Here is a 25,267-nt window from a genome sequence, read left to right on the forward strand (position 1 = left end):
TGGAAAGTGGCTGCGGCATGACAAAGGCGGGAAGGTCACAACTTGGTTCGACGTTAGTTAATTTGACAGCACCGAAATCTATTTTTGATTACTGAGCAGCGATCATCTCTGGATGAGCTGAAGAAATAAACCCGGCCAAGTCGAGAGGAACAGGGGGCGCCCCGCTCCCTGCTCGATGCAGTTCGATACAGCAAAAACGCTAATTCTGAACGATCAATTCAGAACGCGTACTTGGCCATGACTTCGACCTGCTGCCCTTCCGGAGCCAGCGGGCCAAAAGCCAGGTTATACTTCCGCCATTCAACCCCGACTTCCAACTCTGGAATGATGTTATGAATCAAGTTCACGCGTTGGCCCTCGTAATCGGTCTCTGCCTGGTCGTCCACCTCGACTTTGGTGTAAGCCACATTGGCGCGCCACTGATCGTTGAAGACATAGCGAAAACCAGCATTCAGGCCGGCTTGGCTCACAGCATCTCCATTTTCGACGTCGTCGGACAGGGAACCGTTCACGCCTACGCCTGTAAAGGCGCCCAGACCTTCACCATAGTGGGCATTGAGGTTCAGACTATGGCGACCCAGCATGACTTTGGTGCCGACGGCAGCGCCGGCGACGAAATCCCCGTTGTCCACTTCCCGGCCACTGGCGGTCAGGATAATCCTGTGACCACCCTCCAGATTGAGGTTGTAATTGATGGCGAGATCAGGAATATCAGCATCAGCGTATACCGGATCCTGAGCAGTTACCCGCAGGCCCTGGAACTCGTAACTGGCTAGAGTAGTACGAAAGTTCAAACCGGCCAGGGTGCCACGTGGGCCACCCAAGAAGTCGAGGTAGTCGGTGAAGGCCACAGCCCAGAACTGGCCGGTCCAAGTCTGACCAACAGTGGTGTTATCAATCTTGATAAAAGCGTGGCGCAAACGCCAGTCGCTGTTCTCGCCCGGATAGACGCCCCCATAGAAGTCTCCCTCTATGAAGCCTATCACGGTGTGTCCCTGCTTTTGGGTTACGGTTTTCAAGTTGAATCGGCTTTGGTTGGCGCGACCAAAAATGCGGCTATCACCATTTTCGGGATCCTCGAAGATGCCCTCCGCCTTGAGGAATCCCGCGACGCTGAAGGAGGTGTCGTTGTAGGTACCGAGATCAACCGCGTAGGTTGCAGGTACGGCTCCGAGGCTGGACGCGATCATAAATGTCAGCGAAGAATTTCGATAGTTCATGGTTTTATTTCTCCATTTTATTGAAAACCAAGAATCGCCAATTTGAGCAATGTTAACTATCCGATAGATGACTATTCTTATCCGTTTCTTGTAAATCTATAAACTCAATGCCCTTTCAACCTTTTCCAGGTTCCGGTCAAGTTCTGCCGAGCTGCCGTCGAAGTGCACTCTTCCCTTGACCAGGACCACGTGACGGTCACACAATTTTTTGAGCGCCGTGATGTTCTTGTCCACCACCAGAGTGGAGATATCGGACTCCCGAATAGTGGCAATGACGTTCCAGATATCCTGGCGAATAAGTGGTGCCAGACCTTCAGTGGCCTCGTCCAAGATCATCAGGCGCGGGTTGGTGACCAAGGCTCGGCCGATGGCCAGCATCTGCTGTTCGCCCCCGGACAGTTCGGTGCCCAGGTTGGACAACCGTTCCTGCAAGCGCGGAAAGGTTTCCATCACCCTATCGTAGTCCCAGCTGGCTTGGCCATTACTGCCGGGACGGGCCGCCATCTGCAGATGTTCCTTCACCGTCAGGTTGTGGAAAATGCCCCGCCCCTCAGGCACGTAGGCGATGTCCCGGCGCATGCGTTTCCAGGTAGGCAGCCTGCCGATGTCTTCGCCATCGAAATACACGTGGCCACTACGGGGCGGCACGATGCCAAGAATGGACTTAAGGGTGGTGGTCTTGCCCATGCCGTTGCGGCCCATCAGGCTCAATGAATGGCCCTTGTCGAGCCGAAACGAGAGGTCGTGCAGGATGTGGCTGCGCCCATACAGGGTATTGATGTTCTTGATTTCCAGCAGTGCCGTACTCATGCTACCCGCTCCTTTGCATCGTCCTCTTCCGCTCCCAGATACGCTTCTTTCACTTGCGGGTCGGCCCTTACCTCATCTACCGTGCCGGTTATCAGGTGACAGCCGTTATCCAGTACTGTGAGTTGGTCTGAGAGCTCGAAAATGGCATCCATGTCGTGCTCCACCAGTACGATGCAGTAGGTTTTTTTGAGCTTCTTGAGCAACTCGATGATGCGCTGGGACTCCTCGTGACCCATTCCGGCCATGGGTTCGTCCAGCAACAGGATGCAGGGTTCGGTCGCCAGCACCATGGCGATTTCCAGCTGGCGCTGCTCGCCATAGGAGGTCTCGGCGGCAATAGTGTGGGTCCGGTCCTCGAGGCCCACCTGCGCCAGGGCCTGCTCGGCTGCCTTGCGCACTAGCTCGTTGCCGTGACGGGAGACAAACAGGTTGAAGTTGCCGCCAAAGCGGCGCTGGGCCGAAATGGCGCAGTTCTCCAGGCAGGTCACTTCCGGGTAGATGTTGGTCTTCTGGAAGCTCCGGCCGATACCACGCCGGACGAATTTCCAAGGCTTCAGGGTATCGATGCGCTGGCCCTTGTGGAAGATACAGCCGGAGGTGGGCTTCAGGGTGCCGCAAAGCATGTTCAGCAGAGTACTCTTGCCAGCGCCGTTGGGGCCGACCACGCCGTGCAGCTGCTGGTCCCGGAACTGCAAACTGATGTCGTTGAGGGCCTTGATGCCGCCCCAGTATTTGCTCAGGGCTTCGGTTTCCAGAACGATGTCGTTAGCCATGGTTATTTCTCCAGAAGCTTTTCGAGGTAGCCAGCAATGCCTTTGCGCAGCAGCATGACCATCAGGATGATGGCGGAGCCCATGAACAACAGCCATTCCTCGGTCAGGTGCTCGAAGAAGTACTGCAAGCCCTCATAGGCGAAGGTGCCGAGGATGGCGCCGTAGATGGTGCCCAGACCGCCCAAGATGGACATGACCAGCGCCGTGCCCGACATCTCCCAGGCCAGGAAGGACGGATTCACGAAGCCATACTGCAAGGCGAACAGGAAGCCGGCGTAAGCGCCCAGGGTGCTGCCAATCACATAGCACGTGATCCGGAAAGCGAAGATGTTGTAGCCCAGGGCTTCGGTGCGGTCCGGATTCTGCTTGGTGGCCTCGACGATTCGGCCGAAGCGCGAACGCAGCAGCACCTTGAAGAACACCAGGGTGTTGAAGAGGGAGAACAGCGCCAAGTAGTAGAAGTGCTGCGGGTCATCCAGGTTCAGGAAACTGAGGCCAAAGATGCTGGTCTCGGGCTTCATGAAGATGAACACACCGTCGTCACCGCCGAAGTCCAGCGAGTCGAAGAAGTAATAGAACATCATCTGGGAGATCGCCAGGGTGATCATAATGAAGTAAATACCCGTGGTCCGGAGCACCACGGCGCCGGTCACCAGAGCGATCAAGGCCGCTAAGCCGCAGATATAGAAGCTGTAGACCCAGAAGTTCACCGCTTCGTATTCCGGTGACAGGATGACAAACAGGTAGCCACCCAGACCGTAAAACAGCGCGTGGCCCAGGGTAATCAGGCCGACACGGCCTACCAGGAAGTCCAGGGACATCACGAAGATGGATAGAATGATGATGGTCGTCACCTTATCCACGAAAAAGGAGTTGGACTCCAGGAACAGTGGCACGAACAGAGTCACCACGAAGAACATCGGAACGAGGATTCGCTCGGTGCGTTTCTCGAAAATCATGATCGGCTCCCGCTTACTACTTCGCGAACAGGCCCTGGGGCTTTACCAGCAGCACCAGGATCATAAAGATGTAGATAATCATGTTGGACATGCTCGGCATCAGCACTGATGAGAAAGTGCTGATCAGGCCCACCAGCAAGGCGCCCACGAATGCACCCGTGATCGAGCCCATGCCACCGATGACCACCACTACAAAACAGGTAATCAGAACGCTCTCGCCCATGCCCGGCACGATCGAGCGCATGGGCGCGGCGATGATGCCGGAGACAGCCGCCAGCATGACGCCGATAGCAAACACGATGGTGTAGAGGCTTTTAATGTTGACGCCCAGGGCTTCCACCATCTCCCGGTTGGACTCCCCAGCTCGGATCAGCATGCCCAGCCGGGTGCTGCGCACCACGTAATACAGCGCGCCGGCGATGGCTACGCAGATCAGGGCTGCGAATATGCGGTAGATGGGATAGCTGGAGTTGTCGGTAAACGGAATACCCCCGCCCAGCGCGCCGGGCACGGCCACGCCGTAGGGATCGTTACCGAACAGGATGCTCTGCAACGAATTGAACACGAAGATCATGCCGATGGTCAGCAGCACCTGGTCCAAGTGGTTGCGATTATACAGCCGCTGTATCAGCACCCGCTCGATCAGGATGCCCAGAGTCAGCGCGATGATGGCCGAGATCACCGCCGAAACGGTGAAGCTGCCGGTGACGGTGACGAAGTACCACACTAGGTACGCGCCCACCATGTACATGGAACCATGGGCCAGGTTCAGGATGCCCATAACGCCAAACACCAGCGTCAGTCCGGAGGCAATCAGGAACAGTAGCAAGCCGTACTGAATCCCGTTGATAAGTTGCACGAAGAAGAGTTCGGTCGTCATAGAGGTACCCAGCGATGTTGCAGCGGACCCATGCCGGGTCCGAGAGGGTGTTTTTCATGAGACACCCTGGTCCGTTGTTGGCGGGCCGGGGTGTGTTTTACAGGCGGATCAGAGCTTACAGCCTCGTGCCGGATCTTCCAGAGCTTCCGCTGCCACGCTGGCCACTACGTTCACGCCGTTTTTCACTTCCCGCAGATAGATGTTCTGCACTGGGTTATGGGCCCGGGAGAAAGTGAAGTCACCGCGCGGACTGTTGATGGTCAGTTTTTCCATGGTGTTGATCACCGCCTGTTTGTCGCTGACGTCTCCGTCAAGCAGGTTGATGGTTTTGATGATAGCTTGGCCTGCGTCATAGCCTTGGACTGCGTAGATGTCCGGATAGTGGCCATACTCGGTATGGAAGGTCTCTCTAAACTCCAGGTTTTTTGGCACATCCAACTGCTCGGCATAGTGGAGGGTTGTAAGCACGCCCTCGGCTGCTTCGCCTTGAGCTTCCAACGTGCCCTCGGTGAGAAAGCCCGAACCTAACAGCGGGATTTTGCCGCGCAAGCCCATCGCATCGTAGTCTTTGACAAACTTGGCTGCGCCGCCGCCCGCAAAGAATACGAATACGGCATCGGGATCTTGGGCGGCGATGTCACTGATGTGTGGCTGAAAGTTGGTGGATGGAAAAGGCATCAATACCTTCTTAACTACGTTGCCGCCACCAGCCTCAAAGGACTCTTCGAAGGCTTCCAAGCTTTCTCGACCCATACCGTAATTCCAGCTAATTAGGTACACGTCCTTGTAGCCCTTATCGAGAGCAACCTTACCCATGGGGTAGGACGGCTGCCAAGAAGAAAAGGAGGTCCTGAAAATGTTCGGCGAACAAAGCGATCCGGTGGCGGCGGCAGCGCCGGCATTCGGAATAATCATCACGGTATCCTTGCCTCGCAGCACCTTGATCATCCCCATTGCTACGCCAGAGTGAGCTGGCCCAAAAATGAAATCTGCTTTGTGTTGCATAAGTAGGGATGTTGCTAATTCCGGAGCTCGCGCAGGCTTGGCTTCCGTGTCAAGTGTAATTACTTCGATTGAATTTTGATGAGAGTTATTCGTATATGGTTTCAGTGCAAGCAAAAAACCATCAAGCCCAGACTGGCCCGGTCCAGCATATACCCCACTCAATGGCTGCATTACTCCAATTTTTATATCGGAAGATGCGAGCGCGGTATTTGTAGCCATGCTCATAAAATATCCCAACACTAGCATTACGAAATAGGTTTTAAACTTATTCATTTTTGAGTGCTCCAACTCTTATTTTAGTGCTTCTATTGGAAAGCATTTCGCTTGAGGTTGATATCCCTTCTGTGCAGATCTTATCCCCACATTGCAGTTACTTAGAGAGTTTCAGAATTAGTCCCCAAAATCAGCGATATAACGAACATCGTCAACTGCACAGGATTCGTTGCCACCATGGACCAGATCACCTTCTCCGAAACCGAGTACCAGACTAAGAAGCAGAAGAGCCGCCGCAAAAATTTTTCTGGAGCGAATGGACAAATTGATTCCCTAGAAGCAGTTAGAGAGGAAGGTAGCTCGTTATTACCCCAAGGGCCCGAAAGGACGACCTCCGTACCCGTTGTCTGCGATGCAGCGAGCCCACTGCATGCAGTTGCTCTATAACCTGAGCGACCTGGCGATGGAAGACGCTCTGTACGAGATCGAATCCATGCGGCACTTCGCTGATCTGAGACTGGACCGTTTGCCGGACGAGAACGCCATTCTCAACTTCCGTCATTTACTGGAGCAGCCCAGCCTTGGCAAGGTACTGGTCAAAGAGGTAAACAAGCATTTGGAGAAAAACGGCCTGATATTGCGTGAAGGCAGGATTGTCGATGCCACTATTATTTCCGCAAGTGAATCGCGGAAGGCTTCAATGGACTGCTATAGTTTCCGAATTTTATCGGCTGCATTGCCGGCTTTCTGATCCAGCTTCTCGCCTTCGGTGGCCAAGGCCGAAACTTCCTCGGATACACGGGCCGTCGGCGCGGTAATCCGATCTGGAAGCCCCTCAAGGCCAATGCCCGCGAGCATCTCATTCTGCACTTTGCGCCCGAATCGGATCAGTCAGCCTCGATCGTTTGGTCTCTACTCGTTCGCGACTTTCACGAACCGCGTGAGGATTGACAGCAACTTCTTAGTATCCTGATAGACGATGAGCTCGACCCGCTCGCCGAGACGAAACTCGCGTGCGAATTTCTCAATGTGGACTTACCCCGGTACAGTAGGCGCTCCTAGCCTAGGATCGGAGCATAAGAGGAGTTTTCATGAGAGTAGGCTTGCTGATCATCGTGGCATTCTGGTGCCTTCCAGTTTCTTCCCAAACGCTCGAAATTATGGGGTCGGACGAGGGTTTTCTGCCGTTTTATTACGGTGACAACCTTAACAAGGGCATTCTGGTCGAGGTGATCAATGAGTTCAGCCTGGAAGCCGGTATTACAGCCGGTTTTCGCCCGATGCCGCGCAAGCGCCAGGCCTGGGCCCTGGAAAAAGGACAAGCCAACGCGGTTTTTGCCAACCCGTTGTGGATGCCGCTACCAAGCCGGATGCACGCCGTCGGACCGGTGTTAACCTGGCGTGATCGTCTGTTCGCACAACCTGGCCGGCAACCGGCCTCCTTCGATGATCTTGATGGCAGCATCTGTCTGCGAAAATGGTTTGTCTACAGTGATCAACTTGAGCGGCGGATTGGTACCAACCTGGCCCGCCATGACTCTTACAATGCCCAACAGATGCTGGGCATGTTTCTGAACAAACGCTGCGATTACGCCGTCATGAACGAAATGGAGTTCCGGTTTCTTGCAAAGTTGGTGGAAGTCGATCCGAACTTTTACAGCACGGAACTGATCGACGCCGAATGGCCGGTCTATCTTGGTATCCTCAAAACCGAGGCGGCTCTGATTGAAGCGGCGGAAGCTTTTTTCGCTACCCACACGGTTGATGCGGAAGCCATGCTACCCAAACTGCCGCCGCCGGACCGGCACATCTCGATTCAGCCGGACAAGTAAGGCAACTGATTACTATGACCGCTCCCCTCACCATGGATCATTTGCGCCGCTACGCCATCTCGCGCAGTCTCTTCAAGCCGACCACTTTGTCACGTGCGATCAATAAACTGGGTTTTGTCCAGCTCGACCCAATACGAGCGCCGGCACGGGCGCAGGATTTGACGCTCCGCCATCGTGTTATCGACTACCAGGCGGGTGACCTGGAGGCTCGCTACCCGCGCCTGGCGGTCGAGGAAGATTTCTTTATCAACTACGGGGTTCTGCCCCGCACCACGCAGCGCCTTATGCACCCGCGCACGGCGCGCACCGAGTGGCCACGCTCACGCTGGGAACAGGCGCAGGCGGTGCAGGAATTTGTGCAAAGCCGTGGTGTCGTTCACCCGCGCGAGGTGGACTCAGCCTTCGAGCATGGCACCACTAAGAATTGGTTCGGCGGTAATAGCCGTGCCAGTACGCAGCTCCTGGACGGCATGCATTATCGTGGGCTGCTGCGTGTGGCAAAGCGCGAAGCCGGGGTACGCCTTTATGCGCCGCCGCTCGCTGATGAGCACGACGCGGTGAACCCGGATACCACACTGGACGCATTGGTCGACGTAGCAGTCGCAAAGTATGCCCCGCTGCCTGCGGCTACGCTCAGCCGCCTGGTAACGAGCGTGAGCTCTTCAGCGGTCCCGCAGTGGCGCGAGCGTCGTCGTGAAGCACTCGCGCGTGCAAAGGCTCGCCTGCCCCAGGCGACCGTGGATGGCTGTCGCTGGTTTTGGCCCATCGGCGAGAATCCTGGCAGCCGCCGCTTTGCGGGTGACGATGTGCTGGATGACCACCTGCGCCTACTGGCGCCCTTCGACCCTTTAGTTTGGGACCGCGGTCGCTTTGAGCGTTTCTGGGGCTGGGCCTACCGTTTTGAGGCCTACACTCCGGCGCCCAAGCGGGTACGTGGTTACTATGCCCTACCTATGCTGTGGCGCGGTCATGTCATAGGCTGGGCAAATGCTGCCGTACGTGATGGGCAATTGGAGCTGGAGCCAGGGTATGTGCGCGGGCATGCCCCAGACGACACAGCGTTCAAGCCAGCGTTGCAGGACGAGCGGGTACGCCTCGAGCGCTTTCTTTCGTTGTGAGGCTCGGTATGCGGGCATAAAATGAGAGCAGTGTACTTGAAGTGACACCCTCCACCAAAGAGAAGCCCCGATGAGTCTGAAAGAACATTTCCAATTATTGGCCGCTTACAATCAGTGGATGAACGCAAAGGTCTATGAAGCGGCTGGTCGCCTCTCCGCCTCGGAGTTAGCCAAGGACCGTGGGGCCTTCTTCGGCTCCATTCTGGGAACGCTCAATCACATCGTTGTGGCGGACACCGTGTGGCTCAAACGGTTTGTGACCCATCCATCCTGCGTGGATTCGTTTCAGTCGGTCGCCGAGCTCGACAATCCTGCCAGCCTGGATCAGATCCTCTTTGACGATCTGGGGCGTTTAAAAGAACACCGGATCTGGCTGGATCGCCAGATTATCGACTGGATATCCCATCTCTCCGAAGGCGACCTGGATGTTGTTCTCAGTTATCGCAACATGAAAGGTGTTTCCGCCAACAAGCGGTATTCGAGCCTGGTTCTCCATTTCTTTAACCATCAAACCCACCATCGCGGGCAAGTTTCAACGTTGCTGTCGCAGGCAGGCATGGATGTTGGCGTTACCGACCTGTTGGAACGGATTCCGAATGAAACGCAGGTATAACACGACAAACAACCTCATCCGGTCCTTTTTACCTACGGGTTGGGAGGTAACGATGAACTCTGGTAGCAGGTCTTTTGAATGAATATGGATATCTCGATCCAGCAAGGAACAGCTGAACACCTCTCGGGCATACACCACCTTGTTCTGGAATGGGGGTATTCCTCCAACGAATCTCAGACTGGGGCATGGCTAGAGGCGTTGTTGGAATCCCCGAGCCATCAGATATGGGTGGCTATTTCAGATGCCGCAGTGGTTGGGTGGGCGGTCGCCGAGAGGCGTATTTCTATCCGTGAGCTGTTTACCTCTGAGATCACTGGGCTGGTTGTGAGCGCCAATGTTCGACGGACGGGTGTTGGGCGCTTGCTCGTTCAGGCTGTTGAAGACTGGTCCCGCGCCAAAGGGCTGTCACGGGTTGTGGTACGATCCAATGTGAGTCGTTCGGAGTCCCATGGGTTTTACCCGTCTATCGGTTTCGAGCATACAAAGACGACTCATGTTTATGTGAAAGGCCTGAATGGGTCCACGCTATGAAGTGCATTTTCACCATACTTTTGGGCATAGGCCTTATTGGTTGTGCATCGCAGCAATCAGCCGTCGATCTGAAGAACTCGGATTCTGCCATCATTGGTGAAAAGCCCGAAGGTTATCCAAAAACCTTTATCAAACGCCTGCCTGATTTGCCCGGCTTTTGTATTGAGGTGACAGAAGACTGGAGAAAACATCCGTATCAGGGTGAGACGATCTGGCTGAAGGAAAAAACGATAGAGAGTCTGAACTGCCCTGGGGAACCCTTGCCGGGCTCTACCAATGTATTGAAGAGATAAAGAATGATTGACCGCAAATATCACAGAATCGTATTTTCGTTTTTCATGTCACTGTTGATGTCCTGCATCATGTCGCTGGTGATCAGCGTTTTTAACGTGGGGTGGACCAGCAATATCGTTTCAATCTGGCTGAATGCCTGGCTTTTTGCGTTTGTCGTCGCCTTTCCCACCATCATGCTGGTGTCGCCCGTGGTTCACAAGCTGGTCAGCCTGGCGTTGAAGGACGAGGCTTGATTTCTATTTCTATTTCTATTTCTATGCCTCTGCTCGGAGCAACCTCGGCCGCTTGCGCTTCATCTGCCAGCGCCAGAGCCATTCCAGGGGCCCTTGGGTGAACAGCCGCAGCCAGACGGCGCTGAAGATCATCTGGGCGATGAAAAATACCGTTGAATACAGCATCAGCGCTGCGAGCGAGAGTGAGGCGAAGCGGTCGCCCCACATGCCATAGAACACGCAGATGCAGACGGCGGACTGCAGAATGTAGTTGGTGAGTGCCATACGACCGGTTGGCGCAAGGGCCGAGCGAACCGCCCCGGTCAAGCGTCCCCTGCCCCGCCACCAAAGCAGCAGAACGGCACCATAGCCCATGGCAAGCAACGGTGGAGCGCCTACCCTACCCAGCAAATTCACAACCCTGTCGGCCAGGCTCTCTTCACCCAGTTTAACCTCGGCCATGGCCAGGGCTGTGCCGACCACCAGGCCAACCAGTGCCACCACAATCAATAGCCGGACATGGCCCGAATTGCGCTCCGCCAGGTGCAGGCGGGCAGCAGCGGCGCCAAATAGAAACATCGCCATCACCCGTAGGGGGCGCAGGTGTTCAATCCGATCCAGAAACACGCTCGCGCTGAGGTAGGCATTGGCTTCCACCACCTCCAGGTAACTCCCCCCACTCAGGGCTGGCACATTGTCCTGCAGCAGGCGCAGTGAAGTGCCGCTTCCGAGATGCGCCAACCCCAACTGGGGCGCGAACCAGAGTGTTACAGCCGTGACTATCAGCAGGGCAACGCCGCAGGCAGCCAGCGTTGGAGCGCGAACGTTCAGGAAGGCCCCCAGGAAAAGCCCCATTACCCCGTACAGCATGAGGATGTCCCACGGGGATAGGAACAGAGAATGGGCGGTGCCAATAACCAGCAGCCCCAGCATTCGCCGCAAGTGATAGCGGACGGGGCTTTGCTGTACCCGCTGGGCCAGCATCATGAAGCTGTAACCAAACAGCAGGGAGAACAGGCTGTAGAACTTGGCCCGCACCAGGATGTCCAGCCAGGTGGCAATGGGTTCGTCCCATTCCGACCAGGTTAACGCTTGCCTTGTGTCAGCGGAGACGAACCCCCAGCCCGAGAACACCTGAATATTAATCAGCAGGATACCGAAGATGGCAAAGCCCCGAAGGGCATCCAGACCGTCAATACGTTCGCCTTTGCTCGCCATTTCGGATACTCCCTGCGCCGCAGTTGGGTTCTTTCCGTATAAACGCAACCTTCGCATATCAGGTTTAGCGGTAATAGATGAAGATCGCTTGAAGGCTACCGGATCGTAACTGGCGGTTCGTTGACAGCCGTCGGACTGTGCACGCAGCATTGGAACCCTTAGCATTTGTAACCCGGCGCAAACAGGGAGCCCCATGAATCTGCAACCTATCTTCTCGCAGGCCGGTGCGGCACTGTTGGCCCTCTTCGTTCTCAGCCTGGGTTCTGTGGCCCAGGCCGATGACTGGTCCCCGACTCTGCAGAAAGAAATCGAACGCATTGACCGAACCTTCTCTGGCGATCTCGGGGTCTACATCCGTCATCTGGGTACGGGTCAGAAGGTTTCTCATAACATCGACCAGGACTGGTACTTGGCCTCTACCGTCAAAATTCCGCTGGCCATCGTGTTGATGCAACGTGCCGAGAACGAAGGCCTGGATCTGGAGCAGAAACTCACACTCCGGGCTGCAGATTATGTGGATGGCACTGGAGATCTGCTCTGGGTGGACCCCGGTGCCCGTTACAGCCTGGAAGAGCTCAACAGACGCTCTATTGTCGACAGTGACAGCACAGCAACCGACATGTTGATACGTTTTCTTGGCGAGAAATCATTCGGAGAGGATGTGGCACGGCTGGTTCCCGAAGGGCTGGGGCCGATTACCACGATCCTTCAGGTGCGCTACGACGCATACAGGGAAGTTCACCCCAGTGTATCGGTGCTGACCAATCGTGATTTCATCGATCTGAAAACCGCCCGCACCTACCAGGCGCGGTACGATATGTTGCTGGAAAAACTCAACATTACTGCAAGAGAGGCGGATGCCAAAGGCGTGCGTGAAGCCTTTGAGCGCTATTACCAGCGGGGAATCAACTCAGGCAGTCTCGAAGCCTTCGGGGCATTGCTGGAGCAACTGGTCAGGGGCGAACTTCTGAATGACGCCCACACGGACCAATTGCTGGGTTATCTGTCCGAAATCACCACGGGGGATCATCGTATTGCAGGAGGCTTGCCGGCAGGCACCCACTTCGCCCATAAAACCGGCACCCAGGTGGCCCGCTCCTGTGATATCGGCCTGCTCAACCCTCAGGCGCCCGATGAGGCGGTTATCGTCGCGGTTTGCGCACGCGATTATGCAGCACTGTCGGAAGCGGAAAGAGCCTATCAGGCGATTGGCAAGGCGCTGCATGAGTCGGGGCTAACGGGAACCGTAGATTAAGGCGCGTCACCCAATTCCAAACTCAACCAATCATGCTAGGCTGATCTCAAACAACTTGAACCAGCCAAGGCATAACCAATGAGAAAGAACATTCTGATTACCGGTGCCAGCACCGGCCTCGGTGAAGGCATGGCCCGCGAATGGGCCGCCAAGGGCTGCAATCTTGCGCTCTGTGCGCGGCGGGCGGATAAGCTGGAGGCGTTACAGCGGGAATTACAGCAGGCCTACCCCGATATTCGGGTGCTGGTCCGCGGCCTGGACGTGTGCGACTACGAGCAGGTGTTCGAGGTATTCCGGGGCTTTCGGGAAGAGCTGGGCGGCCTTGACCGCGTGGTGGTGAATGCAGGTATTGGCAGCTCCCAGCCAATTGGGCGCGGGCACTTTGCCGCCAACCGGCAGACGGCGGAAACCAACTTCATCGCCGCCATTGCCCAGAGCGAGGCGGCGATGGAGATTTTCCGGGAACAGAACAGTGGGCATCTGGTACTGATGTCGTCAGTCAGCGGTGTTCGCGGCTTCCGTGGCCCTATCAACGTCTACGCAGCCACCAAGGCCGCCGTAGCGTCACTGGCTGAAGGCCTGCAACTGGACACCAAGGGCAAGCCCATCAACGTCAGCAACATCATGCCGGGCTACATCCTCACCGACATCAACCGCGATACCAAGAACGCCCCCTTCCGGGTGGATCTGGAAACCGGCGTAAAAGCTCTGGTGAAAGCGATCGATTCCGAGGTACGCCGCGCCTATGTGCCCTGGTGGCCCTGGACACCGCTCAGTTATGTGTTGAAGGCCCTGCCCTTTGGGTTGTTCGCGAGGGCGATGTAACCAGTCAATTACCCATCCCGCAACAGAACCGCCGGATTCAGCCGCATCGCCCTCAACGTAGGCAGCAATCCTCCTAGCAACGCCAGCGCGCTGACGACGCCGGCCACCAATGCGCCGATCCACCACAGATCTCCCGCTGGCAGTTTCAGCGCCAGGTCTGCCACCGGCAGCGCGATCAGCGAACCCAGCCCGGTGGCGAACACCGTCGCCAGCAAGGTCAGCAAGCCGGTTTCCAGCAGCATGGAGTTCCGGATGGCCTGGTGCCTGGCACCGAGACAATGCAGCAGGTTGGCCTCGTAGAGTTGGCGCCTGCGGCTGACGCTGACCACGCTGGACAACACCAACAGGCTCGCCAGCAGGCTGACGGACGCAACCGCCGCAAGGCCAGCGGCTGCCTTGTTGAGCAGGTCTCCCGCCGTTTCAAGCCAGTCCGCCGTGCGCAGTGTGATCACGTTGGGGATGTTGCTGGCCAGCCATTGCTGCGATTCCTTGGCGGCGGGGTCGCTCTGGTAGACCGCGCCGACGTACAGGCTGATCAATCCATCCAGGGCGCCTTGCTGCAGAACACCTTCAAACCAGAACCGGGTCTGTAAGCCTTTCTGGCGGTATATGGCCCGGATTTCGACGGCAATCGGCTGGTCCTGTGCCGTGAACTCAATCCGGTCGCCCACCGTTAGCCCGAGTGCGTTGGCTTCGCGGTCTTCCATCGCCATGTAGGCGGGCTGCCCTTCCGGGGCCGGAGTGCTCCACCAATTGCCTTTTACCAGCTCAAGGCCTTCCGGATTTCCCGCCAGGTAGGTGAGCTTGTATTCGTCACCCATGGCTTCGCGCCTGGCTCGGGGGTCGTCAGCGAGCGCGTCTGCGATGGGCTCTTTATTGATGGCGGCCATTCGGGCGCGAACCAGTGGCAGAAGCTCCGTCCTGCTGGACGGGTCCAGCGATTCAAGGCCTGACGTGAGCGGTTCCATCTGGTCCGGGAACACTTCATAGAGGATCAGCGCGGGGGATTCCGCCGGGATCGTGGTTTCCAGTGCTCTCAGAAGGGTGGTGACCATCAGGGTGCAAGCCACCACCAGGGTCAACGCGGTGCCGAGCGACAACAACGTTGCCCGCAGTGGCGAATCCGGCCGGTGGAGGTTGGCGAGCGCCAGCCGCCGGGCGAACTTGCGGTCAGCAAAGCCACTGTTTTCCAGCGCTTTGGCGCCTCGCCGCAGCCCTTTGATGATGCCCTCCAGCAAGGCCCAGAGTACGACCACCGCCAGCAGAAACAGGAATCCCAGTTGCGGCGACGGCAACCAGAACAGAGTGGCGCTGATATAGATCGCCAGCAGCACATAACTCGCGACCCGCCATGTGCGGGGTTCGTTACGGGCGGCCTGTACCTGCCCCCGGAACAGCCCAGCCGGCGACGCGGCAAGGGCCCTGGCCAGGGCCGGCAGCGCGAAGACGTAGGCCGTAAGTACCGCAAACAGCCAGCTCAGCAGCAAGGGAACAAACCACAGGGATAACCAGCCCCCTGCCCCTTCGGGCCCGGACAGCGCGTAGGCGTCGCCGGCCAGGGATATCGCCACCGCAGAGAACCCCAGTCCGATTCCGCCTCCGATCAGGCCAGCCAGGCTGCCCAGCAATCCGATCTGCAACAGGTAGATGGCCACCAATGGTTTGCGGCGCAGGCCCAGCGTCTGCAGGGTGGCGATGGTGCCCAGTTTTTCATCCAGGTAGGCGTGTATGCTGTTGGCGACACCGAGGCCACCAATAAACAGCGTGGTAAAGGCAATCAGGATGAGCGCTGTGGCAATCTGGTCCAGCCGTTCGGCGATGCGTTGGCTGCGCTCGGCGAAGGTGGTGGTGTCCCAATTTGGTTCCGGGAATGCCTGTTCGAAGTCCGCCAGCCACGTATCCAGATTCTGGTCGGTCTTCACCCGGTATTCGTAGTCCACGCGGCTGCCTGGCCGGATCAGTTCCGTCGCCTCGACCGCCTGTTCGGAAATCATGATGGGCAGGCCACGCCAGTTGGCGTTCAGGCGGCGATCCGGCTGTTTCTGGATCAGGCCGCTGATGCGAAACGTGGCTGCGCCTATCTCAATCTGGTCTCCTATAGTCTGGCCCAGGCGCTCGGCCAGCAAGGGGTCAATTACGGCGCCCCATCGGCCATCCTTGCGTGCGGTTAGCTCGGCACGCGACTGATCCGGCGTTAGCTGCAGCTCACCGTAGAGCGGATAGGCCGCATCCGGAATCAGGATCTCGGCGCGAAAGAAGCCGTCACCGCTTTCGCCACTGACAATCGTGTCGAACTCCCGAACCAGCGAAAGAGTCCCGGTGCGCCCTACCCAATCGATCACGTCACTTGGTAACGGCTCACTGGCATCGAGCTCCACATCGCCACCCAATAACATGCGGGTATCCGCCAGCAGGCTCAGCTCGATCACCCGGTAGAGGCTGGCCGTAGCGGCCACCAGGGTAACGCCGAGGATAAGGCAGGCGAGAAAGACCTTGAGCGCAGAGATGCGCGATCGCAGATCGGTGATCGCGAATTTGAGCATCCACAGCGGCTTTGTCTGAGCATTACGCTTCATAAAGGCGCCCACCATCCATCCGGACCCGGTGCTGACAGCGCTCCGCGACACGTTCGTCGTGGGTTACCAGCACCAGGGTGGATTTGCTTTCCTTGTGGAGGTCGAACAGCAGTGAGAGCACTTTTTCGCCGGTAGCATGGTCCAGGTTGCCGGTGGGCTCATCGCCCAGCAGCAGACTTGGCTGGTGCACCAGTGCCCGTGCGATCGCGACACGCTGTTGCTCACCCCCGGAAAGCTGTCCTGGATAATGCTGCAGCCGGTGGGTAAGGCCGACCGCCTCCAGCATCGAAAGGGCCTGCTCGCGGGCATCCAACTGCCCGGCGATTTCCAGCGGCAGACTAACGTTCCCAAGTGCCGTCAAGCCCGGCAATAAATGAAAGGACTGAAAGATGATGCCCAGGTGTTCGCTGCGCCAGTCGGCCAATGCGTTGGCATCCATCTCGCCCAGGCGCTGGTTGCCTACGAGGATCTCTCCACTGGTCGGGCGCTGGAGCCCGGATAGCAACAGAAGCAGCGAGGTTTTCCCGCTTCCGGAGGGGCCGGTAATCGCCAGTGTGTCGCCGGGCGGGATTGTGAGTGAAGCGTTGTTGAGCACCGCGACGGTGCCTGACTCAGTTGGGTAGGTAAGGTTAATGTCGCTTATCTGGACGCTGGTGGACACAAAGGCACCTTTCTTTTTTAATAACAGAATGTAGCTGGCACGGCGATTATGACGATAGCGGGCAGCCGCGCAGAAGCTGGAAAATGATTGACAGTGATTCAAAGCCATTGAGAGTACGAGCAGTTTTCCAGACTAGCGCACCGTACGAAACGGGTCAGACGCAGTTTTACACGACTTTTGCAAAGATGGGAGAGCACTATGGCAGGTGGTTGGTCCCGGGATGGCGCCGTTCAGGATCAGATCGACGCGAGCGTAGACGACGAGGTGCAGCGCGCACGCAGCCAACTGGTGAGCGGCGAGAGTGCCACCCATTGCGAGGAGTGTGACAGTGCGATTCCGGAAGCGCGCCGCAAAGCGATTCCCGGGGTTCAACTTTGCGTTGCGTGTCAGTCTAGTCTTGAAAAACACGAAACGTCTCATGGTGGTATCAATCGCCGTGGCAGCAAGGACAGTCAGCTGCGCTAGTTCAAGAAATACGGCATCCGTAAACGTGAAGCTGGCGTGCTTTTCCCGCTTGAAAGGAACTCTTCAAAGAACCCGCATAGTGATGAAAAGCGAGCCTGTTGTCAGGCAACGTGGTTACAGCACCAACGAGGTTGCAAGGAACAGCATCAGGCCCATGCCGATAATGTCGGTGAAGGTTGTCAAAAAGATGCTGCTGGCGGTGGCCGGGTCGGCGCCGAACCGTTTGAGCACCAACGGCACCGCCACCCCGAAGATGCCGCTGCCCATGCAAGCGCCCACCATGGCAATAAAGATTACGAGGCCGAGCATGGCCGGGTTGGCCGAATCGGTGGACAAGGCGTAAGCAAACATGGCAATACCGGCAATGACGCCGACGGCAGCGCCATTGAGTGCGCCCAGTAGAACTTCCTTGCGCAGCAATCGCCGGATCGGATAGTCATTGATCTGCCCCAGGGTGATGCCCCTCAGGGTAATGGCCAGCGCCTGACAGCCGGTGTTGCCGCTCTGCCCGGCAAGAACCGGCAGGAAGGCTGCTAAGGCAACAATCTGGGCGATAGTGCTCTCGAACATGCCGACTACGAAGGCAGCAGCGAACGCGGTAATCAGATTCACCTGCAGCCAGGGGTGGCGCATGCGAAACGCCGCCAGCACCGGTGTGTTGATCTGTTCTTCCTTTGCCACACCGTATTGGGAACCGGCCTGGGCGCTGAGTTCCGATGCGATGCGTTCGTAGAGCTTCCAACCCCGCACCTCGCCCACCACATGCTGCTGCTCGTCCACCACCGGGTACATGCGGTAGTGTCGGTAGAGCACTTCACTGACTGCATCCTTCACCAGCGTGCCTTCCTGGAACGCAAACGGCTCTCGCACCATAATGGTAGCGAGCGCCTCAGAGGGTTTGGCCAGAATCAGGTCCCGCATGCCGACCACACCCACCAGGCAGTCATTATCCGTCACGAAAATGTAGCTAATCTCCGAAACATCGGCGCTTTTCACCATGAAGGTCAGCGCCTCCGCCACGGTGTAGCTGTCCGGTAATGTTGCTGTTACCGGCGTCATCAGTTCGCCGACGGTTTCTTCCATGCCGGAAAGCACTGCGCGGGTCGCCGCTTCTTCCGGTGCGGACAGATCCCCCAGATGTGAAGCGATGACCTGTGCCTGTTCCGCAGGCAATCGCGAAAGGATGAACTGAATATCGTCCACGGGTGACTGCATCAGCTCTTCAGCGGCATCCAGCGGATTGAGATCGCGCATACGCTCAATCCGCTCGATCAATTCCATATTCTGGGTCATTTCGCGCTCCGGTATCAGTGCTTGTTATATGACTATAGCAACACTGAACGATCAGCACCGGTTGGCGTGCCGCAGCCGGAGCGTTCTTCTAGTGCAGACGTAGCAGCCGGTTCAGGCCCCGGATCATCGCCCGCATGAGGTCTCGACGCGCCCTGCGCTGATCCCGCTTCACTTGCTCAAGATTGACGCCTCCCATCCCATCGCGATATCTGAGCGGTATGCTGCTCCGGTGCAACTCTTTTGCATTACCGTCTGCCGGCTCGCGGAAAGCCAGCGAATTGCCACCGCTAAGGTAGGTCTTTTCTGCTGAGATCAACATGTCTCTATCCTCCCTGGCGCCGCACCTTGTGGCGGATCGCACTGGTTGTCGTATGAGTTCAGGTACATGCTAAACTTGTTCTAAACTGCAAACTATTCCCTAGAATCGAGAACAGACTTTGCAAAAACGAACAGATAAACAACCCAAAAAATCGCCCACCGCCTCCGCGAGAACACGGAGCAATCTGGCGTGGAATGACTTTGAACTGGTGCTCGCCATTGCTACTTCTGGCTCGCTCTCAGGCGCGTCGCGGGCGTTGGGCGTGAGCCACGCTACGGTGTTCCGGCGGCTAGGCGATGTTGAGCAGCGCCTTGGGGTGATCCTCTTTGAGAGAGGCCGCACAGGTTATCGGCCAACACTGGCAGGGGAAGAACTCGCAGACACGGCAAAGGTCATGGACGAGGCCGCCCTGGCCGCCGAGCGCAAGGTGGCCGGCCGTGACCTGGAGCCCAGTGGCGAAATCTGGACCACCACAACGGACTCTCTGCTGATGGGCGTGCTGGCACCGTTGTTCACGCAGTTCCGGCACAAATACCCAGGCATTGTGTTGGATGTTGCGGTGTCCAACCAGTTGTTCAATCTCACACGTCGGGAGGCGGACGTGGCTATACGTCCCTCCAACCGTCCACCGGAAAACCTGATTGGCCGGCCACTGACCACCCTCGGCCAGGCTGTCTATGCTCACAAAGACCTCGGCCTGACGCCGGGAACCTCCATAGAGGCCCTTGCCAGTGAGCCCTGGATTGGCGCCGGGCCGAGGCTTCAGGATTCCTCCGTGGACCAGTGGATGGATAACCACGCGCTGAAGCAGGCCTGTGTTTACCGTGTGGATACCCTGGTGAGCATCCTCAGCGCCATTCGCTCCCGCATGGGGCTGGCCGTGATGCCCTGCTATCTCGCGGACGAGGACCCGGACATCGTTCAACTCACCGACCCCATTCCAGAGCTGGAATACGGCCTGTGGTTTCTGATGCATCCGGACCTGCGAGGCGTGGTGAGGATTCATGCGCTGATGGATTTTCTGACAGAGGCCGTCCGCGCCCAGAAAAATCGACTGGCCGGGCGTCGTTTGTAATAACCGGCTACGCTGATGTCATCCATGGAAAGAAGGCACAAAGACAATGCAATGCGCTCTGATCTATGACTTCGACGGCACCCTTGCCAAAGGCAACTGCGCCGAACACGGCCTGATGCCGGCCTTGGGTTTGAACGAGCATTCCGACTTCTGGCCGGAAGTGAATCGCAAGAACCGTGAGCGGGACGGCGATGAGATACTCACCTACCTCGGCGAACTGGCCAAGCGCGCCCGCGATGAGAGCAAGCAGGATGAGCTGAAACCGGAGAGGCTACAAGCCTACGGAAAGTCCATCCCCCTGTTCCCCGGGGTCGTGGACTGGTTTGACGCCATCAACCGCTTCGCCAGCGACCAGGGTATCGCCCTGAGCCATTACATTGTCTCCAGCGGGCTGGAGGAGATGATTCGCGGCACGCCGGTGGCAAAGCATTTCAAGAAAATTTTCGGGTGCCGTTATCACTATGATGAGGCCACCGGGCATGCAAAATGGCCTGCCGTAGCCATCGACTACACCACTAAAACCCAGTACCTGTTCCGCATCAACAAGGGCATCGAGAACAGCTGGGACAACGTCACCATTAACGAATACATCGAACCCGGTGAACGCCCTGTCCCCTTCGACCATATGATCTATTTTGGCGACGGTGACACCGATATCCCGGCAATGAAAATGGTGAAGGCGCAGGGCGGGTGCAGTCTTGCGGTGTTCGATGGTGACAAATGGGACGACGGCAAAACCCAGAATAAGATCGAAAAGCTTATCTCCGAAGAGCGGGCCAACTACGTGGTACGGGGCGATTACACATCCGGCAGCCAGCTGGATGTAACGGTTCGAGGTATACTCAGGCTGTACAAGCGGAAGCATGGCTAAATGAACGCGGAGAAAGCCGCCGACTGATACTGAACGGGAAACCGCAGCGTGATGCCAGAATTGAAAACCGTCGGCCTCTTTTTAGTGACCGCCCTGGCCGAGATCGTCGGCTGCTACCTGCCCTATCTGTGGCTGCGGGAAGGCAAGACCATCTGGCTGCTGATCCCCGGCGCCCTGAGCCTGGCCGCGTTCGCCTGGTTGTTATCGCTGCACCCGACGGCGGCTGGCCGGGTGTACGCAGCCTATGGTGGTGTTTATATCTTTATGGCGATTCTTTGGCTATGGGCCGTGGATGGCGTTCGGCCAACGGTCTGGGATCTGGTGGGCACGGCTGTGGCTTTAACGGGCATGGCCATCATTATGTTTGCGCCCAGGGGCACGTAAACTCACTGAGGATATGATGGCGGGCATGACCAACACCACCGTGAGTAAACCCATTTTCTGGCGCGATGCCCGACTGCCCCATGTGGAATTACGCAAGGTCAGCGACGGACGCCAAGTCTGTTATGCCCCTCACAGCCATACGCAATGGTCCATTGGCGCTATTACCGGCGGCGAAAGCACCTATCAGTATCGGGAGGATCTTTTCCATGTTCGCGCTGGTGATCTGGTACTGATGAACCCGGAGTGGGTTCATTCCTGCAATCCCATCGACAACCAGCCCCGGGCCTACCTGATGCTGTATGTGGATACCGGATGGCTGACGGATCTGCGGTTTCGGGCCGGGCTGCTGCCAACCCCACACTGGCAGGACATTGCCACTGCAACCCTCTCGGAGCCCATCTGGTATGAACGCTACTGCCGCATGGCAGAGTGTCTTCTGGATGCTCAGCGTGACCTTCTCGACAAGCAGACCGAAGTGGTGGAGTTCCTGTCAGACCTGATGCATGAGTTGGCCCGGCAACCGGTGGTTCAGCAACCAAAGGCGCCGGATACCCTGACTGAGTTGGCGCGCTATCTGGACAACCACATGGCAGAAGACGTATCGCTGGATACGCTCTGTGAAATTTCCGGTTACAGCGCTGGCCACCTGATCCGGGCGTTCCGTCAATATTTCGGGCTTACGCCCCACGCCTATCTTCTCAACCGCCGCATCCAGCTAGGGCGCCTTGAGCTCGCCAACGGCACCCCTATCGCCGAGGCGGCACTGAACGCAGGCTTCGCCGACCAGCCTCATTTCCAGCGCACGTTCAAACGGCTGATGGCGGCAACGCCGAATCAGTATCGACAGTCCTCAACCAGTCACCAGATACAGGCAACTGATCGCAAGCAATAAAGCCAAAGTCCGGTTGATGGTCACCAGCACCGCAGGCCGCTGCACGTATCGCCGCAGGAAAGCCCCCGCATACACCCAGCACGCCAGGGACAACCAACAAATCGGCAGGTAGAGCGACGCAAACAACAGGATCTGGTTCAAGTCGTTGGCGCTGGTATAGGCGCCGATGCCAGACGCCGAGGCCAGCCAGGCTTTGGGGTTCAGCCACTGCATGATTGCCCCGGTACCGAAGCCCGGCGCCTTATCAACACCTTTTTCCGGTAGCTGACCGCTGTCCATGGCCAGCTTTATACTCAGATAAAGCAGGAATGCGACACCGCCCCATCGCAACAACGTCTCCAGCATCGGCACCATGGTCAGCAGCGAATAGAGCCCCAGCCCCACGGCAACGAACAGTGCGATGAAGCCCAGGGTTGCCCCGGTTACGAAGATCAGCCCCCGGGAAACCGGATAGCGGGTGCCACTGCTCAGACAAACAAGGTTGACCGGCCCCGGGGAAATGGACGCCGCCAACGCAAACGCGGACATGGGCAGAATCAGGGAAAGGCTCATGGATGGTATTCTCCGTTCAGGTTATGAGCGGAGTTTGCCCCGAACACCGAAGCGGGTATTGAACAAAATTGCGGTTCGCGAAGAGGTTCCAGGCGATATTTCCCCTGGAACCTCATGCACCGAGTTCAGGCGCGCGCTTCCAGAACAATGTTGAACGGAGTTTCCGCCGCTCTGCGAACCTTTTGGAAACCGCCTTCTTTGATTACTTCCGTCAGCTTTCGCTCTCCCGCCTGAGCGCCGAGCGCGAGACCGGTCTTCTGTGCCAGGGCTGTGGGCACACAGATACTGGTGGATGCTGCGTAGAACAGCCGTCCAACCGGGTTGAAGTTATCACTGAGTTCGTCGGCGGCCATTGGTTCAACCACCATCCAGGTGCCATCCGGTTTGAGTTTTTCGAACACATGGGCGGCCGTACCCGCTGGGTCTCCCATGTCGTGCAGGGCATCAAAACAGGTTACCAGATCGAAATCGCCTTCCTCGAAATCACTCGCCGTCGCCTGTTCAAAGCGCACTCGGCCGGGGTCAAGGCCGTGTTCTTCACGGTGTGCATTGGCAGCGTCAATGGAGCCCCCATGGAAGTCGAACCCCACAAACGTCGAGTTGGGAAACGCCGCTGCCATCAACAGGGTGGAGTGGCCATGGCCGCAGCCAAGATCGGCAACCCTGGCTCCGCGCTGCAGCTTCTCTACCACACCGTCCAGGGCGGGCAACCAGCTCTGAACCAGGTTGTGCACGTAGCCTGGGCGAAAGAACTTGGCAACGGCACAGAACATACATTGAGCCTGGTCACCCCAGGCAACGCCTTCACCTGTGCGGAACGCAGCGCGCACCTTTGGTTCGTTCTCGAACGTAGTAAAGGCATTTTCGAAGCCCCCGATCATATAAACCGGGCTGTTCTCATCTGCGAATACCATCGCCTGCTCCGGAGGCAATCGGAAACGCCTGGTTGCCTGGTTGTAGTCCAGGTAAGTCGAGGCCGCCTGATGGGCCAGCCATTCCCGTAGATAGCGCTCGGAATAGCCGGTTCTCTCGGCGAGCTCAAACGAGGTTGCCGGCCCGCCACTTTGTAGCTCCCGATACAGGCCTAGCCGATCACCCATCTTGACCAGGGCGGCGCTGTAGGCGCCACCAAGGTCTCCAAGAACCTGCCCGACAAAGGCATTGAGTTTGTTTTCATCAAAAACTTGAGTTGCTTCCATGATCGTTCTCCCGGATTTCGTGGAGGTATGAGGTTGTCGTGGCGACGAACCTACTCTCTTCCCTGAGTAAAACCGGGCACGCAGCTCACATGACCATAGTGGAGGTATTCCGGTTCGGGCAAAATGATCCTCCGCCCGGCAAGCATGACTGATCTACCGGAGTTCATGGAACGACCTCTCCCGGCGCCAGGTCGCCGGGGCTTGTCCAACGGCACGCTTGAACGAGCGACTGAACGCTTCTTCCGATTCGTAACCCACTTTATGGGCGATGGTGGCCAGCTTGGCGTTACTCTCAACCAATAGGTTGGACGCCACCTGCATCCGCCAGCATCGAAGATACTGCATGGGTGGCCGCCCAATCAGTTCAACGAAACGCTCCTGCAGCGCCGAACGCGAAAGGCCGGCATGACTCGAGAGCTTTTCCAGGGTCCAGGCTTCCGCCGGCTGGCTGTGCATCAGGCTGAGAACCCGGCTCAGGTGCCGATCCTTCAAGGCCGCGAGCCATCCGGTCTGCGTTTTCGGCATCGTGCTCAGGTAAAGCCGGATAAGATCCACAAACATCATTTCACTCATCCGTTCCAGAACGGCTTCACCACCAGGCCGTCTCGCGCCAGATTCGGCTTGCGCAAGCCTGGCCAACTGGCCGGTCCAGCTGTTTTCAGACAACTCGCTGGCCCGAGCATGGATAATCCGTGGTAATGACGTGAGCAAAGGATTGAAGGGGCCGAGATCGCATCCCAGAAAGCCGCACAACAGCGTGGCAACTGGCTGGGATATGTCGGTTTCGTCATGAGGAGTGGCCGGACGCACGCGTTTGTTGTCCTGCTGGTGCACCATAAACGGTAAGCCGGCACGCCGTTTGAGATTTGCAATCAGGAATGGAAGGTCGGGCTCCGCCCGGAGTCCGGGAGCACAGGACATCACATGGGCATCACCATGGGGAAAGAGAATGACATCCCCGGCGTTCATTTCAAACGATGGCTCCCCCGTTATGCCTGCCCAACAGGTGCCATGCAGCACAACATGGTATTCCATCAGGTGCTCAGAGGCCGGCAGGACGGTGCCAGAAATCAAGACCGAGGCGGGCGCCTCGATCACCCAGGTACCTGCACATTCAACATGGAAGAACAGTGCTCCCCGCAGGCGAATACGACGAAGCAATCCGGAAAGCACATCCTCGCTCATGACAGTTGCTCCGACCGCAATCCTGTTTCACAGACAC

At 57.4% G+C, this 25,267-nt stretch carries 28 protein-coding genes; 14 read left to right on the plus strand and 14 right to left on the minus strand.

Annotated elements, in window-relative coordinates; genetic code table 11:
- Positions 1-218: 218 nt before the first annotated feature.
- The 6 genes from JJO78_RS16295 to JJO78_RS16320 all read right to left on the minus strand — a co-directional run bounded on the left by JJO78_RS16295 (position 219) and on the right by JJO78_RS16320 (position 5,920).
- On the minus strand, positions 219-1,220 hold the full coding sequence (locus JJO78_RS16295) for a hypothetical protein (RefSeq protein ID WP_007152448.1): 1,002 nt from the start codon (positions 1,218-1,220) through the stop codon (positions 219-221).
- A 96-nt stretch (positions 1,221-1,316) separates the two neighbouring features.
- Entirely contained in the window at positions 1,317-2,030 is a 714-nt protein-coding gene (locus JJO78_RS16300; protein ID WP_007152449.1) for an ABC transporter ATP-binding protein, read from the minus strand.
- Positions 2,027-2,803, minus strand: coding sequence for an ABC transporter ATP-binding protein (locus JJO78_RS16305; RefSeq protein WP_007152450.1), 777 nt, complete (start codon positions 2,801-2,803; stop codon positions 2,027-2,029). Before JJO78_RS16305 ends, JJO78_RS16300 begins: the two co-directional genes overlap by 4 nt.
- Before the next feature lie 2 nt (positions 2,804-2,805).
- Positions 2,806-3,762 carry a branched-chain amino acid ABC transporter permease gene (locus JJO78_RS16310; RefSeq protein WP_085680950.1) on the minus strand — a complete coding sequence of 319 codons (957 nt, stop codon included), beginning with the start codon at positions 3,760-3,762 and terminating at the stop codon, positions 2,806-2,808.
- A 16-nt stretch (positions 3,763-3,778) separates the two neighbouring features.
- Positions 3,779-4,642: a branched-chain amino acid ABC transporter permease gene (locus tag JJO78_RS16315; protein ID WP_007154320.1), complete on the minus strand. Its 864-nt coding sequence runs from the start codon at positions 4,640-4,642 to the stop codon at positions 3,779-3,781.
- Positions 4,643-4,750: 108 nt separating this feature from the next.
- Positions 4,751-5,920 carry an ABC transporter substrate-binding protein gene (locus tag JJO78_RS16320; protein ID WP_040474606.1) on the minus strand — a complete coding sequence of 390 codons (1,170 nt, stop codon included), beginning with the start codon at positions 5,918-5,920 and terminating at the stop codon, positions 4,751-4,753.
- 370 nt (positions 5,921-6,290) lie between these two features.
- Here JJO78_RS16320 and JJO78_RS16325 point away from each other — a divergent pair, with 370 nt between their 5' ends.
- The 7 genes from JJO78_RS16325 (at position 6,291) to JJO78_RS16355 (ending at position 10,481) form a co-directional block, all read left to right on the plus strand.
- Entirely contained in the window at positions 6,291-6,611 is a 321-nt protein-coding gene (locus tag JJO78_RS16325; RefSeq protein ID WP_264754865.1) for a transposase, read from the plus strand.
- Between the two features lie 340 nt (positions 6,612-6,951).
- Complete coding sequence (locus tag JJO78_RS16330) at positions 6,952-7,692, plus strand: substrate-binding periplasmic protein (RefSeq protein WP_085680952.1); 741 nt, start codon at positions 6,952-6,954, stop codon at positions 7,690-7,692.
- 14 nt (positions 7,693-7,706) lie between these two features.
- Positions 7,707-8,810, plus strand: coding sequence for a DNA glycosylase AlkZ-like family protein (locus tag JJO78_RS16335; protein WP_269400011.1), 1,104 nt, complete (start codon positions 7,707-7,709; stop codon positions 8,808-8,810).
- Between the two features lie 70 nt (positions 8,811-8,880).
- Positions 8,881-9,423, plus strand: a complete 543-nt coding sequence (locus tag JJO78_RS16340; RefSeq protein WP_269400012.1) for a DinB family protein — start codon at positions 8,881-8,883, stop codon at positions 9,421-9,423.
- 78 nt (positions 9,424-9,501) lie between these two features.
- Positions 9,502-9,954 carry a GNAT family N-acetyltransferase gene (locus tag JJO78_RS16345; protein ID WP_269400013.1) on the plus strand — a complete coding sequence of 151 codons (453 nt, stop codon included), beginning with the start codon at positions 9,502-9,504 and terminating at the stop codon, positions 9,952-9,954.
- Positions 9,951-10,247: a hypothetical protein gene (locus JJO78_RS16350; RefSeq protein ID WP_036208306.1), complete on the plus strand. Its 297-nt coding sequence runs from the start codon at positions 9,951-9,953 to the stop codon at positions 10,245-10,247. Before JJO78_RS16345 ends, JJO78_RS16350 begins: the two co-directional genes overlap by 4 nt.
- 3 nt (positions 10,248-10,250) lie before the next feature.
- On the plus strand, positions 10,251-10,481 hold the full coding sequence (locus JJO78_RS16355) for a DUF2798 domain-containing protein (protein ID WP_036208309.1): 231 nt from the start codon (positions 10,251-10,253) through the stop codon (positions 10,479-10,481).
- 21 nt (positions 10,482-10,502) lie between these two features.
- Here JJO78_RS16355 and JJO78_RS16360 read toward each other — a convergent pair whose 3' ends face one another.
- The gene (locus JJO78_RS16360; RefSeq protein ID WP_273624147.1) at positions 10,503-11,678 is read right to left on the minus strand and encodes a DUF418 domain-containing protein; all 1,176 of its coding nucleotides are present in this window, start codon (positions 11,676-11,678) and stop codon (positions 10,503-10,505) included.
- A 193-nt stretch (positions 11,679-11,871) separates the two neighbouring features.
- Between JJO78_RS16360 and JJO78_RS16365 the strand changes: the two genes are divergently transcribed.
- Together JJO78_RS16365 and JJO78_RS16370 are read left to right on the plus strand one after the other, a co-directional pair.
- Positions 11,872-12,933 carry a serine hydrolase gene (locus tag JJO78_RS16365; protein WP_273624148.1) on the plus strand — a complete coding sequence of 354 codons (1,062 nt, stop codon included), beginning with the start codon at positions 11,872-11,874 and terminating at the stop codon, positions 12,931-12,933.
- 78 nt (positions 12,934-13,011) lie between these two features.
- The gene (locus JJO78_RS16370) at positions 13,012-13,758 is read left to right on the plus strand and encodes an SDR family oxidoreductase (RefSeq protein WP_075196886.1); all 747 of its coding nucleotides are present in this window, start codon (positions 13,012-13,014) and stop codon (positions 13,756-13,758) included.
- Between the two features lie 8 nt (positions 13,759-13,766).
- Here JJO78_RS16370 and JJO78_RS16375 read toward each other — a convergent pair whose 3' ends face one another.
- Positions 13,767-16,334, minus strand: coding sequence for an ABC transporter permease (locus tag JJO78_RS16375; RefSeq protein WP_269400016.1), 2,568 nt, complete (start codon positions 16,332-16,334; stop codon positions 13,767-13,769).
- Entirely contained in the window at positions 16,324-16,995 is a 672-nt protein-coding gene (locus tag JJO78_RS16380) for an ABC transporter ATP-binding protein (protein WP_256713647.1), read from the minus strand. Before JJO78_RS16380 ends, JJO78_RS16375 begins: the two co-directional genes overlap by 11 nt.
- Before the next feature lie 198 nt (positions 16,996-17,193).
- On the opposite strand from JJO78_RS16380, the gene JJO78_RS16385 reads away from it, so the two are divergent.
- The gene (locus JJO78_RS16385) at positions 17,194-17,460 is read left to right on the plus strand and encodes a DksA/TraR family C4-type zinc finger protein (RefSeq protein ID WP_091641986.1); all 267 of its coding nucleotides are present in this window, start codon (positions 17,194-17,196) and stop codon (positions 17,458-17,460) included.
- 114 nt (positions 17,461-17,574) lie between these two features.
- Here JJO78_RS16385 and JJO78_RS16390 read toward each other — a convergent pair whose 3' ends face one another.
- Positions 17,575-18,753, minus strand: coding sequence for a magnesium transporter (locus JJO78_RS16390; RefSeq protein ID WP_227664032.1), 1,179 nt, complete (start codon positions 18,751-18,753; stop codon positions 17,575-17,577).
- 88 nt (positions 18,754-18,841) lie between these two features.
- Positions 18,842-19,072, minus strand: coding sequence for a hypothetical protein (locus JJO78_RS16395; RefSeq protein ID WP_007154336.1), 231 nt, complete (start codon positions 19,070-19,072; stop codon positions 18,842-18,844).
- A 118-nt stretch (positions 19,073-19,190) separates the two neighbouring features.
- Here JJO78_RS16395 and JJO78_RS16400 point away from each other — a divergent pair, with 118 nt between their 5' ends.
- From JJO78_RS16400 to JJO78_RS16415, 4 genes are read left to right on the plus strand one after another with little or no spacing between them, the layout of a single operon-like run.
- A complete protein-coding gene (locus tag JJO78_RS16400; RefSeq protein WP_075196889.1) occupies positions 19,191-20,147 on the plus strand; it encodes a LysR family transcriptional regulator in 957 nt (318 codons plus the stop codon).
- 46 nt (positions 20,148-20,193) lie between these two features.
- A complete protein-coding gene (locus JJO78_RS16405; RefSeq protein ID WP_273624158.1) occupies positions 20,194-21,018 on the plus strand; it encodes a haloacid dehalogenase-like hydrolase in 825 nt (274 codons plus the stop codon).
- Between the two features lie 51 nt (positions 21,019-21,069).
- Complete coding sequence (locus JJO78_RS16410; protein WP_036208334.1) at positions 21,070-21,402, plus strand: YnfA family protein; 333 nt, start codon at positions 21,070-21,072, stop codon at positions 21,400-21,402.
- 25 nt (positions 21,403-21,427) lie between these two features.
- The gene (locus JJO78_RS16415) at positions 21,428-22,294 is read left to right on the plus strand and encodes an AraC family transcriptional regulator (protein ID WP_269400019.1); all 867 of its coding nucleotides are present in this window, start codon (positions 21,428-21,430) and stop codon (positions 22,292-22,294) included.
- Here JJO78_RS16415 and JJO78_RS16420 read toward each other — a convergent pair.
- The 3 genes from JJO78_RS16420 to JJO78_RS16430 all read right to left on the minus strand — a co-directional run bounded on the left by JJO78_RS16420 (position 22,253) and on the right by JJO78_RS16430 (position 25,230).
- A complete protein-coding gene (locus JJO78_RS16420; protein WP_091641981.1) occupies positions 22,253-22,846 on the minus strand; it encodes a LysE family translocator in 594 nt (197 codons plus the stop codon). The two genes, JJO78_RS16415 and JJO78_RS16420, sit on opposite strands and share 42 nt — an antisense overlap.
- A 125-nt stretch (positions 22,847-22,971) precedes the next feature.
- Positions 22,972-24,045: a class I SAM-dependent methyltransferase gene (locus JJO78_RS16425; protein ID WP_269400020.1), complete on the minus strand. Its 1,074-nt coding sequence runs from the start codon at positions 24,043-24,045 to the stop codon at positions 22,972-22,974.
- 153 nt (positions 24,046-24,198) lie between these two features.
- Positions 24,199-25,230, minus strand: a complete 1,032-nt coding sequence (locus tag JJO78_RS16430; RefSeq protein WP_091641978.1) for an AraC family transcriptional regulator — start codon at positions 25,228-25,230, stop codon at positions 24,199-24,201.
- Positions 25,231-25,267: the final 37 nt, after the last annotated feature.

The organism is Marinobacter sp. DS40M6, assembly GCF_028581595.1.
GTDB classification, from domain to species: Bacteria; Pseudomonadota; Gammaproteobacteria; order Pseudomonadales; family Oleiphilaceae; genus Marinobacter; species Marinobacter salarius.